The sequence below is a fragment of the Sphingomonas sp. SP6 genome, from assembly GCF_058313435.1.
Genome location: NZ_JBZFLG010000002.1, coordinates 707,553 through 721,532 on the forward strand (window position 1 = coordinate 707,553; position 13,980 = coordinate 721,532).

The 13,980-nt window shown below is 69.8% G+C and carries 12 protein-coding genes; 3 read left to right on the forward strand and 9 right to left on the reverse strand.

Translation table 11 applies throughout. The features are described from left to right. Positions 1–8: 8 nt before the first annotated feature. The 4 genes from AC4GYY_RS09185 to AC4GYY_RS09200 form a co-directional block, all read right to left on the reverse strand. Positions 9–365, reverse strand: coding sequence for a hypothetical protein (locus AC4GYY_RS09185; RefSeq protein WP_491119962.1), 357 nt, complete (start codon positions 363–365; stop codon positions 9–11). Beyond that, complete coding sequence (gene atpA / locus AC4GYY_RS09190; RefSeq protein WP_491119963.1) at positions 362–1,891, reverse strand: F0F1 ATP synthase subunit alpha; 1,530 nt, start codon at positions 1,889–1,891, stop codon at positions 362–364. The genes AC4GYY_RS09185 and atpA overlap by 4 nt, the downstream gene beginning before the upstream one ends. Positions 1,892–1,893: 2 nt before the next feature. Then, complete coding sequence (locus tag AC4GYY_RS09195) at positions 1,894–2,478, reverse strand: F0F1 ATP synthase subunit delta (protein WP_491119964.1); 585 nt, start codon at positions 2,476–2,478, stop codon at positions 1,894–1,896. 130 nt (positions 2,479–2,608) lie between these two features. Further along, on the reverse strand, positions 2,609–3,430 hold the full coding sequence (locus tag AC4GYY_RS09200) for a calcium-binding protein (protein ID WP_491119965.1): 822 nt from the start codon (positions 3,428–3,430) through the stop codon (positions 2,609–2,611). A 130-nt stretch (positions 3,431–3,560) separates the two neighbouring features. On the opposite strand from AC4GYY_RS09200, the gene AC4GYY_RS09205 reads away from it, so the two are divergent. Beyond that, positions 3,561–4,238, forward strand: a complete 678-nt coding sequence (locus AC4GYY_RS09205) for a dienelactone hydrolase family protein (protein ID WP_491119966.1) — start codon at positions 3,561–3,563, stop codon at positions 4,236–4,238. Positions 4,239–4,240: 2 nt separating this feature from the next. On the opposite strand, the gene AC4GYY_RS09210 is transcribed toward AC4GYY_RS09205, so the two are convergent. Next, positions 4,241–6,277, reverse strand: a complete 2,037-nt coding sequence (locus tag AC4GYY_RS09210; RefSeq protein ID WP_491119967.1) for a hybrid sensor histidine kinase/response regulator — start codon at positions 6,275–6,277, stop codon at positions 4,241–4,243. Further along, positions 6,274–7,761 (reverse strand): ATPase domain-containing protein, encoded by a 1,488-nt coding sequence (locus tag AC4GYY_RS09215; protein ID WP_491119968.1) that lies wholly within the window; start codon positions 7,759–7,761, stop codon positions 6,274–6,276. Before AC4GYY_RS09215 ends, AC4GYY_RS09210 begins: the two co-directional genes overlap by 4 nt. A gap of 147 nt (positions 7,762–7,908) precedes the next feature. On the opposite strand from AC4GYY_RS09215, the gene AC4GYY_RS09220 reads away from it, so the two are divergent. Both AC4GYY_RS09220 and AC4GYY_RS09225 read left to right on the forward strand, forming a co-directional pair. Then, the gene (locus AC4GYY_RS09220) at positions 7,909–9,969 is read left to right on the forward strand and encodes a prolyl oligopeptidase family serine peptidase (RefSeq protein ID WP_491119969.1); all 2,061 of its coding nucleotides are present in this window, start codon (positions 7,909–7,911) and stop codon (positions 9,967–9,969) included. Between the two features lie 59 nt (positions 9,970–10,028). Continuing rightward, on the forward strand, positions 10,029–10,229 hold the full coding sequence (locus AC4GYY_RS09225; RefSeq protein ID WP_491119970.1) for a hypothetical protein: 201 nt from the start codon (positions 10,029–10,031) through the stop codon (positions 10,227–10,229). Positions 10,230–10,256: 27 nt separating this feature from the next. Here the strand turns inward: AC4GYY_RS09225 and AC4GYY_RS09230 are convergent, their stop codons facing one another. The 3 genes from AC4GYY_RS09230 to AC4GYY_RS09240 all read right to left on the reverse strand — a co-directional run bounded on the left by AC4GYY_RS09230 (position 10,257) and on the right by AC4GYY_RS09240 (position 13,978). Continuing rightward, positions 10,257–11,819: a peptide chain release factor 3 gene (locus tag AC4GYY_RS09230; RefSeq protein WP_491119971.1), complete on the reverse strand. Its 1,563-nt coding sequence runs from the start codon at positions 11,817–11,819 to the stop codon at positions 10,257–10,259. Between the two features lie 19 nt (positions 11,820–11,838). After that, positions 11,839–13,026, reverse strand: coding sequence for an MFS transporter (locus tag AC4GYY_RS09235; protein ID WP_491119972.1), 1,188 nt, complete (start codon positions 13,024–13,026; stop codon positions 11,839–11,841). Positions 13,027–13,096: 70 nt separating this feature from the next. Beyond that, positions 13,097–13,978 carry an aldose 1-epimerase family protein gene (locus AC4GYY_RS09240; RefSeq protein WP_491119973.1) on the reverse strand — a complete coding sequence of 294 codons (882 nt, stop codon included), beginning with the start codon at positions 13,976–13,978 and terminating at the stop codon, positions 13,097–13,099. Positions 13,979–13,980 lie beyond the last annotated feature (2 nt).

Below are 13,980 nucleotides of genomic sequence, written 5' to 3' on the forward strand. Positions count from 1 at the left end.
TCAGTCTCTCACTTGGTCCGCACCGCGTCCCAGTTGAACAGGAACTTACGCCGTTCGGCCCAGGTCTGCCCGATCACCCGATCGCCGACGAGACAGGCGGCGGTGTGATAGGGGCCGACCCCGTCGGTGGTGCGGAAGCTGACGCAGGTCCGCCCGCGCGCGGCCTTCCACCGCCCCGCCTCGATGTCGCTCTGGTAGAACATGCCCGTGACGGTGCCGTCGTCGTTGAGCGTCAGCTGCATGGGCTTGGTATAGGGCTCGTCCGGCTTGACCGACAGATCGACCGTCCAGTCGCCCGCGAGCGCAGCGCGCCCCGGGTCGACGGCCGGCGTCGCCGCGGCGAGCAGGGCGAATGCCGCGATCACGCGAACGTCTTGGCGAAGTGATCGAGCGCCGACTTGAGCCCGGATTTCGCCTCGTCGCCCAGATCGCGCGTGTCGCGGATCTTGGTCAGCACATCGGCGTGATCGCTCCGCAAGTAGCTCAGCATCGCCGCCTCGTACCGCACGACGTCCTGGACCGCGACGGCATCGAGATAGCCGTTGGTGCCCGCGAAGATCGACGCGGTCTGCTCCTCGAACGGCATCGGGTTGAACTGCGCCTGCTTGAGCAGCTCGGTCAGCCGCGCGCCGCGGTTGAGCAGGCGCTGGGTCGAGGCGTCGAGGTCCGAGCCGAACTGCGCGAACGCCGCCATCTCGCGGTACTGCGCCAGCTCCAGCTTGATGCTGCCCGACACCTTCTTCATCGCCTTGGTCTGCGCCGCCGAGCCGACGCGGCTCACCGACAGGCCGACGTTGATCGCCGGGCGGATGCCCGCGAAGAACAGGTCGGTCTCGAGGAAGATCTGCCCGTCGGTGATCGAGATGACGTTGGTCGGGATATAGGCCGACACGTCGCCGGCCTGGGTCTCGATGATCGGCAGCGCGGTCAGTGAGCCGCCGCCGTTCGCGTCGGACATTTTGGCGGCGCGCTCGAGCAGCCGCGAGTGGAGATAGAAGACGTCGCCGGGATAGGCCTCGCGGCCCGGCGGGCGGCGCAGCAGCAGCGACATCTGGCGATACGCGACCGCCTGCTTCGAGAGGTCGTCGAACACGATCAGCGCGTGCATCCCGTTGTCGCGGAAATACTCGCCCATCGCCGCGCCGGTGTAGGGCGCGAGAAACTGGAGCGGCGCCGGCTCGGACGCGGTCGCGGCGACGACGATGGAATAGTCCATCGCGCCATTCTCTTCGAGCGTGCGGACCAGCTGCGCGACCGTCGAGCGCTTCTGCCCCACCGCGACATAGACGCAGTAGAGCTTCTTCGATTCGTCGTCGCCGGCGTTGACGCCCTTCTGGTTGATGAAGGCGTCGATCGCGACCGCCGACTTGCCGGTCTGACGGTCGCCGATGATCAGCTCGCGCTGACCGCGCCCGACCGGGACCAGCGCGTCGATCGCCTTCAGACCCGACTGCATCGGCTCCGAAACCGACTGGCGCGGGATGATGCCCGGCGCCTTGACCTCGACGCGGCTGCGCTGGTCGGTGACGATCGGGCCCTTGCCGTCGATCGGATTGCCGAGCCCGTCGACGACGCGGCCGAGCAGCCCCTTGCCGACCGGCACGTCCACGATCGTGCCGGTGCGCTTGACGATATCGCCTTCCTTGATCTCGGCGTCCGAGCCGAAGATCACGACGCCGACGTTGTCGGCCTCCAGGTTGAGCGCCATGCCCTGCACGCCGTTGGCGAACTCGACCATCTCGCCCGCCTGGACGTTGTCGAGCCCGTAGATGCGCGCGATGCCGTCGCCGACGCTCAACACCTGGCCGGTCTCGGAGACCTGGGCCTCGGTGCCGAAATTGGCGATCTGGTCGCGGATGACCTTCGAAATCTCTGCGGCGCGGATGTCCATGTTCAGCCCTTCATCGCGCTGGCGAGCGCGTTCAAACGAGTACGGATGGAGGAGTCGATCATCTGCGAGCCGATCCGGACGACCAGCCCGCCCAGGAGCTGCGGATCGACCGACAGCTCGACGTTGACCTCGCGGCCCACGCGGGTGCGGAGCGATTGCTTCAGCGCTTCGACCTGCCCACCGTCGAGCGGATGCGCGCTCGTCACTTCGGCGGTCACCTCGCCGCGGTGCCGCGCGGCGAGCAGACGGAAGGCGCGGATGATCTTGGGCAGCTCGCCCAGTCGGCGATTCTCGGCGAGAACCCCCAGGAAGCTGCGCGTGGTCGCGTCGACCCCCAGCTCGTCCGCGGTCGACAGCACCGCCTTGGCGGCGGCGTCGCGCGCGACGATCGGCGAGGTCGTCAGCGCCGCGAAGTCGTCCGACTGGTCGAGTGCGGCGCGCACCTTGGCGAGGCTCGCCTCGACCGTGTCGATCGTGCGTCCATCGGCGGCGAGCTCGAACAGCGCGGTGGCGTAGCGGCCCGACAGGCTCGCCCCGATGCTGCTTCCCCCTCCGCTGCTATTGGACGTTGCGGTGGCCGCTTCCACGCGATTCGAATCCCCGTTCGCTCGATGATTTGTCCCAAGCGCCACGAGGGCGCTGAAACAGCGCCTTACGCCCGGGTAGGGGTGCGCCTAGCAAAGGGGGTGCGGCGTTGCAACCGTGGCGGACGCGCGCTCAGGCGAGCGGCAGATCGGGGAAGGCCGGCGAATGGTCCGCAAGCGGGCGGGTGCCGTCGAGGCCGATCGCGTCGTGGCCGGCGAAGATGAAGTCCGCCGCGGTCAGCTGCGATGCGGCAACGCCGTTCACGGTCGCGAACACGCCGTCGTAGATCTCCACCACCGCCCCCGCCGCCGAATCGGTGATCGTCAGCTCGTCGAAGCCGAAGTCCTGGGTGTAGATGACGTCGGTTCCCCGGGTGAAATCGGTGATCACGGCGTGCTGCGGGATGATGCTCGTGAACACGAACTGGTCGGCACCGCCGTTGCCGGTGAGGGTGTCGTCGCCGGTCGCGTCGCCGCCGATCAGGTCCGCGCCCCTGCCGCCGATCAGCACGTCGTCCCCGTCGCTGCCGCTCAGCCGCAGCGTCCCGTGCCGGATCGCGGAACCGTCGACCCGGATGCTGGTCACGTCCTCGCCGAAGAAGCCGCCGGAATAGACGAACAGCTGCGCGCCGCCGGTCACCATGTGCCGGTCCAGCACCAGATCGAACGCGCCCTTGCCGTGGATGCCGATGAACTCGAAGTTGGTCAGCGTCGCTGCGCCGAACGTGAACGTGCCCGGCAACGCGCCGGTGATCTCGAGCGTGTCGCCGCCCGCGCCGCCGTCGATCCGGTCGCCGGGGTCGAGGCCCTTGGCGGGGGCGGTCACGGTGTCGTCGCCGCCGCCCATCGCCGCCGTCTCGCTCGTCTTCGCGCGGAGCGTGTATTCGTCGTCGCCCTTGCCGCCCTTGAAGTCGAGCCTGGCGGACGGGGCGGGGCGGAACGGTCCGAACGACATTGAAGCGACTCCGATCTCGGGTGCTCGCACCTACGCCGGCCCCGGCGGACCGGCAACGCCCGTGTGAGCGAAGAGGCTGGCCCCTCGCGCGCCGCTGGTCCAAACGGTCGCACTCGGAGGAGAGGCGACGATGGGTGAGATGACACGGCAGACGATGTCGGACGGCGCGGAGATCGGCGTCTATCACGCGCGACCGGAGGGCGAGCGCCGCGGCGGCGTCGTGCTGGTGCAGGAGATCTTCGGGGTCACCGACCATATTCGCGAGATGGCCGACGATTATGCCGGCGACGGTTACGAGGTGCTCGCGCCCGCGCTGTTCGACCGCGAGCATCCGGAGTTCGAGGCGGCGTACAGCGGACCGGATTTCGCGCGGGCGGTCGAACTCGCGCGCACGCTCCATCCGTTCGACCAGTCGCTGGCCGACGTTCAGACGTGCATCGACGCGCTCCGCCAAGACGGTCCCGTCTTCGTCGTCGGCTATTGCTACGGCGGGTCGGTCGCCTGGGCGGCGGCGACGAAGCTCGACGGCGTCGCCGCGGCGAGCGCCTATTACGGCTCGATGATCCCGGCGATGGCGGCCGAGGCGGCGCCGCGCGCGCCGGTGATCGCGCATTTCGGCCGGTTCGATTCGGGCATTCCGATGGAGGGGGTCGAGGCGGTCGCCGCGCGCGATTTTCCGGACGCCGCGGTCCATGTCTATGAGGCCGGGCACGGCTTCAACTCGGACCGGCGCAAGGATTATCACGAACCCTCGGCCGAACTCGCGAAGGCGCGCACGCTGGCGCTGTTCCGCGCGAACGGCGGCTGACCTCAGCGGCGCTCCGCGGCGCGCCGGGTCTCGTCCGGCACGGGACGCACCAGCCGGGCGAGCGCCGCGGCGAGTTCGGTCTGGCGGAACGGCTTGGGCAGCTGCGACGCGCCGATGTCGAGGTCGCCGCCGGCATAGCCGGTGATGACCAGCACCGGCAGATCGGGCCACCCCCGGCGGATCCGGCCGGTCAGCTCGGCGCCGTTCATCCCCGGCATCATGTAATCGGTGATCACGGCGTCGGGGCGCAGCCCGTCCTCGAGCCGGGCGAGCGCCTCCGCCCCGCGGCCGACCTCCTCCACCCGGTGCCCCAGGTCGCGCAGCATCTCGGCGGTGCCGGCGCGCACCAGCTCCTCGTCGTCGACCAGCAACAGGGTCAGCCCGAGCGAAAGCGCGACCGCGGTCGGCGCGCGGCGCAGCGCGGGCTCCGCCGCCATGTCCGCGACCGGCAGGTACAGGTCCGCGCGCGTCCCCTCGCCGACCACGCTCGACAGCGTGAACACGCCGCCCAGCTGCGCCGCGAGCCCGTGGACCATCGACAGGCCGAGCCCGGTCCCCTTGCCGACCTCCTTGGTCGAATAGAAGGGCTCGATCGCGCGCGCCAACGTCGCCTCGTCCATGCCGACGCCGGTGTCGATGACGGACACGCGGACGTAATCGCCCGCCGCCAGCCCCGCCCGCTCGCGAGCGGCGACCGTTGCACGTTCGGCGGCGATGGTGAGCGCGCCGCCGTTCGGCATGGCATCGCGCGCGTTGACGCCCAGGTTGAGCAACGCCAGTTCGAGCTGGTTCGGATCGGCCACGACGGCCGGCGTCCTCTCGTCCACGACGATGGTGAGCGCGACCGACGCGCCGACCGAACTCGCGATCAGATCGCGCACCCCGTCGAGCAGCGCCGCGACGTCGACCGCGCGGGTCTCGAGCGATTGGCGGCGCGCGAAGCCGAGCAGGCGGCTGACCAGCAGCCGCGCCCGCTCGGCCGATTGCAGCCCGCCTTCGATCCAGCGCGCCGCCCGGGGGTCCTCGCCGGCGTATTTGCGATGGAGCAGATCGAGCGCGCCGGTGATCGGCGTCAGCAGATTGTTGACGTCGTGCGCGACGCCCCCGGTCAGCTGTCCCAGCGTCTCGAGTTTCTGGGCTTCGCGCAGCTGCGCGGCGGACGCCTCGCGCTCGGCGACCGCATCCTCGACGCGCCTCTCCAGCGTCTCGTTCAGCTCGCGCAGCGCCAGCTCGGCACGCTTGCGCTCGGTCATGTCCTGGAAGATCACCGCGACTTCGCGACTGCCCTCCGCCTCGACGCGGAACGCGGACAATTCCAAGTAGCGCCGGGTCGCGACCAGCTCGCGCTCGAACCGGACCGGCTCGCCGCTCAGCAGCACTTGGCGGAACAGCGCGATCCAGTCTTCCGCCTCGTCGGGCATGATCTCGCGGACGCGACGGCCCACAACGTCGCGGAACCCGGCATGACGCTCGTACGCCTGGTTCGCCTGGACGTGGACGTAGTCGCCGAGCGGTCCGTGCTCGCCGTCGACGAAGCGGATGACGCAGAACCCTTCGTCCATCGTGTCGAACAACGTTCGGTAGCGCGTCTCGCTGTCGCGCAGCGCCAGCAGCCGCGCGCGTGCGTCATATTGCCGCCGGCGGCCGCGCAGCGCCGAGCGCGCGAGGCTGACGAGCGTGGTCGGATGACACGGCCGTTCGAGGAACGTGACGTTGCCGAGCACGTCGAGGTGACGGCTCGCCGCCGGATTCCGCTCGAGCCCGCCGCCGCGGGTGGTCAGCAGCACGAAGGGCAGGTCCGACCATTCCTCCTGCTCGGCGAGCCACTGCGACAGCTGGTGGAGATCGGCGGTCGCGATCGCCTCTTCGGTCACGATCACGAACCCGACCCCGCGGCCGAGTTCGGCGACCAGCGCCGACAGCGTCGGACAGCTGACGCCCTCGATCCCCGCTTCGGCGAGGATCGCCACCGCGACGATCGCATCGCGGCCGTGCGGCGCGAGGATCAGCGCGCGTTCCGAAGTCGACGTTCGGATCACACGTCGTCGCGGTCGAGCAAGGCCGCATCTCCGGCCAGAACCGGCACTCCGCGCAGGATGCCCTGGAACCCGATCAGCGGCTCGCCCAGCGTCAGCCCTGCGCCGCCGATCCGATATTCGCGGATCGTGTTCTCGTGGCTGCCCATGCGCTTCTTGACGACCGAGATGGCGCGCCGCACGCGCCCCGTCGCCTCGAAATACCGCAGCAGGATCACCGTATCCGCGAGGTAGGTGATGTCGACCGGCGCCTTCATGTCGCCGACCAGCCCGTGCTGCGCGACCGTGAGGATGGTGGTGGCGCCTTGGCGGTTCAGATATTGCAGCAGCTCGTGCATGTGCAGGATCAGCGCATTCTCGCCGGGCATCGCCGCCTGATATCCGTTGAGGCTGTCGACCACGACGGTGCGCGCGCCGTGGACCTCGACGCAGTGGCGCACCCGCGCGGAAAACTCGCCCGGCGTCAACTCGGCGGCGTCCACCTGTTCCAGCACCAGCCGCTCGGTTTCGACCATGGCGGCCAGATCGATCCCGAGCACCTTCGCGCGTTCGATCAGCAAGCCGACCTCTTCGTCGAAGACGAACATCGCCGCCGATTCGCCGCGCTCGATCGCGGTCTTCACGAACGACGCCGCCATCAGCGACTTGCCGGTGCCCGCCGGCCCCAGGACGAGAACCCCGGTGCCGCGGTCGAGACCGCCGCCGAGCAAGGCGTTGAACTCCGCCGACTCGGTCTTCAGCAGATCACGGGTGAAGCCGGCGCGGTGCTCGGCCGAGACGAGCCGCGGGAAGACGCGGACGCCGCCGGTCTTGATCGCGAGGTCGTGATACCCGCCGCGGTAGCGCCGGCCGCGATACTTCTGGATCCGCAGGCGGCGGCGCTCCGCTCCGTAATCGGGCGCCAGCTCGTCGAGCCGGATGACGCCGTGCGCGACGGAATGGACGGTCTTGTCGCTGTCGTCCGACGTCAGGTCGTCGAGCAGCATTACGGTGACGCCGGATCGGGCGAAATAATGCTTCATCGCCAGGATCTGCCGCCGGTACCGCAACGAGCTCTGCGCGAGCAGCCGGATCTCCGAAAGGCTGTCGAGCACGAGACGCTGGGGCTTCACCCGCTCGAACGCCTCGAAGATGCGCTTGGTGGTCTCGCCCAGTTCCAGGTCCGAGGAGTAGAGCAGGCTCTGCTGCTGCTCCTCGTCAAGGAGGTTCTCGGGCGGGACCAGTTCGTAGATCTCGATCCCCGCCAGGTCCCAGCCGTGCGACGCCGCGGTCGCGCGCAGTTCGTCCTCGGTTTCGGACAGCGTGACGTAGAGGCAGCGCTCCCCCAATATGGCTCCCGCCATGAGATATTGCAGCGCGATCGTCGTCTTGCCCGCGCCGGGCGTCCCTTCGACCAGATAGGTCCGGCTCCGCGCGAGCCCGCCGCCGAGCACGTCGTCGAGACCGGGGATCCCGATCTTCGCATCGCCGGGGTTTGGGGACGTCATGATCTCTAAGCTCCGTGCAGGCGTCCGGCCGGACGCCAGTATGACAAACGTCCGTAGCCCTGTTCGAGGTTCCGATGGCTCAAGACGAACGCGCTTGCGCTACGCGCCCGATCGGCGAAAAGCATCCCGTCTTTCCGGAGCACCCCGATGCGCCTCACGTCCGTCCTCCTGACCGCCGCCCTGCTCTTCGCCACGCCTGCGGTCGCACAGACCAAGCCGGCAGACGCGCCCTCGTCCGCCTTCACCGGCAGCGACCTGTTCGGCCTCGCGATCGCGTCCGACCCGCAGATCAGCCCCGACGGGCGCACCATCGTCTATGTCCGCCGCGCGGGGGACGTCATGAGCGACCGGCTCGCTTCGTCGCTATGGCTCGTCGACGTCGCCAGCGGCCGCCAGACCCCGCTCGCCCCTTCCGGCGCCGCTCCGCGCTGGTCGCCCGACGGCACCCGCGTCGCGTACATCACGGGCGAGGGCGACCGCGCGCAGCTGTTCGTCCGCTGGATCGGCACCGGCGCGGTGGCGCGCATCACCGACCTCCCCGGCGACACCAATGCGCTCGCCTGGTCGCCCGACGGCCGCCGCCTCGCCCTGATCGCGACCGTGCCGGGCGAGGAGATGCGGCTCGGCAGCGCCCCGCCGAAACCGGAAGGCGCGAAATGGGCGGAACCGCTCGAGGTGATCGACCGCGTTACCTACCGCAACGACGGCCCAGGCTACGTCAAGCCCGGCTACGACCATGTCTTCGTCGTGTCGGCGGACGGCGGCGCGGCGCGGCAGTTGACCTTCGGCCGCTACGACGACGGCGGCCCGCTGTCGTGGACTCCGGACGGGCGCATCCTCTTCGCCGCGATCCGTGGCCCGGACGCCGAGCGGCAGGTGATGAACACCGATCTCTACGCGGTCGACGTCGGTTCGGGGGCGATGAGCCAGCTCACCACCCGCGACGGACCGGACGCGGGGGCGCGCGTCTCGCCGGACGGCAGCCACGTCGCCTGGCTCGGCTTCGACGACAAGCGCCGGAGCTACGAGAACCTCCAGCTCTATGTCGGCCTCAGGGACGCGAGCGCGCCACGCTCGCTCACCACCACGCTCGACCGCTCGATCGAGGACGCCGAATGGGCCGCCGACGGCCGCGCGCTCTACGCCAGCTACGACGATGCGGGGAAGCGCAAGCTCGCCCGCGTCGGCGTCGACGGCAGCGTCTCGGTCCTCGCCGACAACCTCCAGGGCGGCGGGCTCGACCGGCCCTATACCGGCGGCGACTTCACCGTCTCGAAGGGCGGGGTGGTCGCCTACACCGGCGGCGACGGCTCTGCGCCCGCCGACGTGTTCGTGCTCGCAGGCGGCAAGCCGCGGCGGCTGACCGACCTGAACGGCACGTATCTGGCCGCCAAGGCGCTGGCGCCGATCCGCAAGCTCGCCGTCAAGGCCCCCGACGGGCGGAGCATCGACGCCTGGCTCGCCACCCCGCCGAGCCGCGCGCCGGGCCAGCGCGTGCCACTGATCCTCGAGATCCACGGCGGCCCCAACAGCGCCTATGGGCCTAGCTTCGCGACCGACATGCAGCTCTATGCCGCGCACGGCTATGCGGTGCTCTGGACCAACCCGCGTGGCTCGACCTCCTACGGCGCGGAGTTCGCCAACCTGATCGATAAAAATTATCCGAGCCAGGACTATGACGACCTGATGGCCGCGGTCGACGCCGCGGTCGCGGACGGGACGGCGGACCCGAACAACCTGTTCGTCACCGGCGGCTCGGGCGGCGGCGTCCTCACCGCCTGGATCGTCGGCAAGACCGATCGCTTCAAGGCGGCGGCGACGCAGAAGCCGGTGATCAACTGGATCAGCGAGGCGCTGACGATGGACGCGACGATGTTCACCTCGCGCTATTGGTTCAGCCGCCTGCCGTGGGAGGACCCGATGAGCTATTGGAATCGCTCGCCGCTGAGCCTCGTCGGCAACGTCAAGACGCCGACGCTCGTCGTGGTCGGGGCCAACGACTATCGCACCCCGGTCAGCGAGAGCGAGCAATATTATGCCGCGCTCCAGATCCGCGGCGTGCCGACGGCGCTGGTGAAGGTGCCGGGCGCGAGCCACGGCGGGATCGCCGCGCGCCCGTCGCAGGCGGCGGCCAAGGCCTCGGCGATCCTGGCATGGTTCGACAAGTACCGCGCGCAGCCCGGCGCGGCGGCGACACCGGCGAACTGAGCGCCGCTTGGGTTCGAGCCGCGTCGCTGCTATACCGGCGATCTGAGGGAGTGTTTCCGATGGACTATCGTCGCCGCAGGTTCGCGCTCGGGCTCGGGGTGCTCGCGCTCGTCGCCGCGACCTCGCACCGCCCGTCGTTCGGCGTGAGCATCGACACCGACGCGCCCGCCGCCGCGTCGCCCGGCCCGCAGGCCGTGGTGAAGCTCGGCCTGACCGGCGTGCAGATCCTCGTCACCTGGGGTGTCGAGCAGCTGCGCTGAGCCCGTCGCCCGGGCGACGGCGGGGGTTCACCGCTCTCGCGTCGCCAGGAACCGCACCTTGGGGTAGCGGTCCGCGACATAACCGATCTCCCACGCCGATTTCGCCAGGAACACCGGGTTGCCGTCGCGATCCTTCGCCATCGCCGAGCGGTTGAGGTCCATGAAGTCCTTCACGTCCGCCGCATCGCCCGCGAGCCATCGGGCGGTGTCGAACGGCGCCGGCTCCAGCCCCGCCGCCACCTTATACTCGGCATCGAGCCGCGACAGCAGCACGTCGAGCTGGAGCTGGCCGACCACGCCGATGATCCAGTTCGATCCGATCTCGGGATAGAAGACCTGGGTCACCCCTTCCTCGGCCATGTCGTCGAGCGCCTTGCGCAGCTGCTTGGTCTTGGTCGGGTCCTTGAGCTGGACCCGGCGCAGGATCTCGGGCGCGAAGTTCGGCAGGCCGGTGAAGCGCACGTCCGCCCGCTCGGACAGCGTGTCGCCGACCCGGAGCGTGCCGTGGTTGGGGATGCCGATGATGTCGCCCGGGAACGCCTCGTCCGCCACTTCGCGGTTCTGCGCGAAGAACAGGATCGGCGAATGCACCGCCATCGGCTTGCCCGATCCGCTCGGCGTCAGCTTCATGCCGCGCTTGAAGGTCCCCGAGCACAGCCGCATGAAGGCGATCCGGTCGCGGTGATTGGGGTCCATGTTCGCCTGGACCTTGAACACGAAGCCGGTGACCTCGGGATTGTCCGGTGAGACGGGCGCGGGCTCGGCGGGCTGCGCCCGCGGCGACGGGGCGTAGTCGGCGAGCGCGGCGATCAGCTCCGCGACTCCGAACTCCTTCAGCGCCGAGCCGAAATAGACCGGTGTCAGGTTGCCGGCCCGGTAGGATTCGGCATCGAACGCCGCATAGCCGCCCTGAGCGAGCTCGGCCTCCTCGACGAGCCGCTCGACCCCGATCGGCGACAGCGTCGCGGCGAGCGCCGGATCGTTGAGGCCGACGAACGGCAGCGCCTTGCCGAGAAACTCGCGGCTCTCCCCCTCCGGGCGGCTGAGCGTGTTGGCATACAGATCGTACACCCCCTCGAACTCGCCCCCCATGCCGACCGGCCAGCTCATCGGGCAGACGTCGAGCTGAAGCATCTCGGCGACCTCGTCGAGCAGCTCGAAGGGCGGGCGTCCCTCGCGATCCACCTTGTTGACGAAGGTGATGATGGGGACGTTGCGCAGGCGGCAGACCTCGAACAGCTTGCGCGTCTGCGGCTCGATGCCCTTGGCGGCGTCGATCACCATCACCGCTGAATCGACCGCGGTCAGCGTGCGGTACGTGTCCTCGCTGAAATCCTCGTGCCCCGGCGTGTCGAGCAGGTTGAACGTGATGCCGTCCCGCTCGAACGTCATCACCGACGACGTGACCGAGATGCCGCGCTGCTGCTCGATCTTCATCCAGTCCGACCGCGCGCGCCGCGTCGCCCCGCGCGCCTTGACCTCGCCCGCCAGATGGATCGCGCCGCCGAACAGCAGCAGCTTCTCGGTCAGCGTGGTCTTGCCGGCGTCGGGATGGGAGATGATCGCGAAGGTGCGACGAGAGGATGTCATCGCGGCCCCCTAGCGGCTCTCACGCCATCGCGCGAGACCGCGCGCCGTCCGTCTGCTCCACCGCCGCCGAGACGCCCAGCACCGCCAGCCCGCCCATCGCCAGCAGCGCGCCGACCCAGCCGGTCGAGGTCCAGCCGAAGCCGCCTGCGATCGCCATCCCGCCCAGCCACGGCCCGAGCGCATTGGCGGTGTTGAACGCCGAATGGTTGAGCGCCGCCGCCAGCGCCTGCGCGTCGCCCGCCACGTCCATCAGCCGGGTCTGGAGCACCGTCCCGAGCGCGCCGCCGACGCCGATCGCGACCATCCCCAGGCAGACCGACCAGAGATGGGTCGCCGCGATCGGCCACAGCAGCAGCGCCGCGACCGACCAGACCAGCACTCCGGCTGCGGTCGGCAGCAGCGCGCGGTCGGCCAAGCGCGGGACGATCAGGTTTGCCCCCGTCATCCCGATGCCGAACGCCGCGAGCGCAAGCGGGATCGCCGCCGGCGACACCTTCGTCACCGCCAGCATCGTGTCGGCGAGGTAAGTATAGACCGCGAACAGCCCGCCGAACCCGATCGCGCCGACCGCCAGGGTCAGCCACACCTGCGGCCGCGTCAGCGCGCGGAGTTCGCGGAGCGGGCTCGCCTCGGCGTCGGGACGATCCGCGGGCGCGAGCCGCCACACCAGCAGCGCGGTCGACAGCGCGAGCCCGGCGACCAGCGCGAACACCCAGCGCCAGCCGACCGCCTGCCCCAGCGCATTGGCGAGCGGCACGCCGACGATCGTCGCGATCGTGAGCCCCAGGAACACCCGCGCCACCGCGCGCGCACGCCGGTCCTGCGGCACCAGATCGGCCGCGACCAGCATCGCGATGCCGAAATAGGCGCCGTGCGGCAGCCCGGCGACGAAGCGGAACGCCAGCATCTGCGCGTAACTTCCCGCGAGCGCCGACAGTGCGTTGCCGATCGCGAACAAGGTCATCAGCGCGATCAGCAAAGTCCGCCGCGACATCCGCGCACCGAGCACCGCCAGCGTCGGCGCGCCGACCACCACGCCCAACGCATAGGCGCTGATCGCATGGCCGGCGGTGGTCGCGTCGATATCAAGGTCGTGGGCGAAGAACGGCAGCAGGCTCATCGTCGCGAATTCGGTCGTCCCGATCGCGAACCCGCCGACGGCTAGCGCAAGATGGACGAGCGCGACGGGCGTGGCTTTGGGTTGCATCCATCGGCAAGTGGTGTTGCTGCACCGCAGCGTCAAATGCGCGCCGCGCAACGGCAATTGCGCGCGATGGTCAGGGAAGCAGCGTGACGCTCATCCCGATCCGCGTCTCGCCACCCGGGGCAACTTCGAACACGCCCGGCTTGTCGCGGAACTCGCCGGTGAAACCCATCGGATCGGCATGGCCGTGCCACGGCTCGACGCAGACGAACCCCGCCCCCGGCTGCGACCAGATGCCGAGGAACGGCGTGTCGGGAAAGGCGATCTCGAGCCGCGGCTTGCCTTCGACGCCATAGCTCACGCGCTGCGACTCCGGACCGAACCAGATCAGCGCATCGTCGGCGAACAACGCATCCGCCAGCGCCAGCGTTCGCCCGTCGAGCGGCGACGCGCGGTCGGCGGCGATCAGCCCACCCTCCAGCCGCTTGATCGGCTCAGGCTCGTCCCCCTCGAACACGATCCGGTGATCCTCGCGCGCTGCGCCATAGGGCAGCGGCCAGGCGAACGCCGGGTGAAAGCCGAAGCTCGCGGGCAGCGGCACCCCTGCCGAGCCTGGGCCGGGATTGGCGATCGCCACGTCGATCGCCAGCGTCGCGCCGTTTACCGTGAAGGCCACGTCGAGCCAGAACGCGAACGGGTACATCGCCCGCGTCTCGTCCGAGTCGGTCAGCCGGAACACCGCGCGGTCCGCCGCCGTCTCGATCACATCGAACGTCGACCGCCGCGCGAAGCCGTGCTGCTTCATCGGATAGTCGCGCCCATCGACCCGCAGGACGTCGCCGTTCAGCCGCCCGACGATCGGGAACAGGATCGGCGCGTGCCCGCTCCAGTGCGACGGATCGGCGGACGTCATCAGCTCGCGCCGCTCGCCGTCCTTCAGCGACTTCAGCTCTGCCCCCAGCGGATCGATCGCCGCGGTCAGCGCGCCCGAGGTGATCGTGATCAGCTCACTCATCA

What these genes read in the sequence shown, in the direction of transcription:
- AC4GYY_RS09215 (WP_491119968.1), bottom strand. Translation starts at nt 7,761, where the DNA reads ATGACGTCCCCAAACCCCGGCGATGCGAAGATCGGGATCCCCGGTCTC.
- AC4GYY_RS09240 (WP_491119973.1), bottom strand. Translation starts at nt 13,978, where the DNA reads ATGAGTGAGCTGATCACGATCACCTCGGGCGCGCTGACCGCGGCGATC.
- AC4GYY_RS09225 (WP_491119970.1), top strand. Translation starts at nt 10,029, where the DNA reads ATGGACTATCGTCGCCGCAGGTTCGCGCTCGGGCTCGGGGTGCTCGCG.
- atpA (WP_491119963.1), bottom strand. Translation starts at nt 1,891, where the DNA reads ATGGACATCCGCGCCGCAGAGATTTCGAAGGTCATCCGCGACCAGATC.
- AC4GYY_RS09220 (WP_491119969.1), top strand. Translation starts at nt 7,909, where the DNA reads ATGCGCCTCACGTCCGTCCTCCTGACCGCCGCCCTGCTCTTCGCCACG.
- AC4GYY_RS09205 (WP_491119966.1), top strand. Translation starts at nt 3,561, where the DNA reads ATGGGTGAGATGACACGGCAGACGATGTCGGACGGCGCGGAGATCGGC.
- AC4GYY_RS09235 (WP_491119972.1), bottom strand. Translation starts at nt 13,026, where the DNA reads ATGCAACCCAAAGCCACGCCCGTCGCGCTCGTCCATCTTGCGCTAGCC.
- AC4GYY_RS09230 (WP_491119971.1), bottom strand. Translation starts at nt 11,819, where the DNA reads ATGACATCCTCTCGTCGCACCTTCGCGATCATCTCCCATCCCGACGCC.
- AC4GYY_RS09200 (WP_491119965.1), bottom strand. Translation starts at nt 3,430, where the DNA reads ATGTCGTTCGGACCGTTCCGCCCCGCCCCGTCCGCCAGGCTCGACTTC.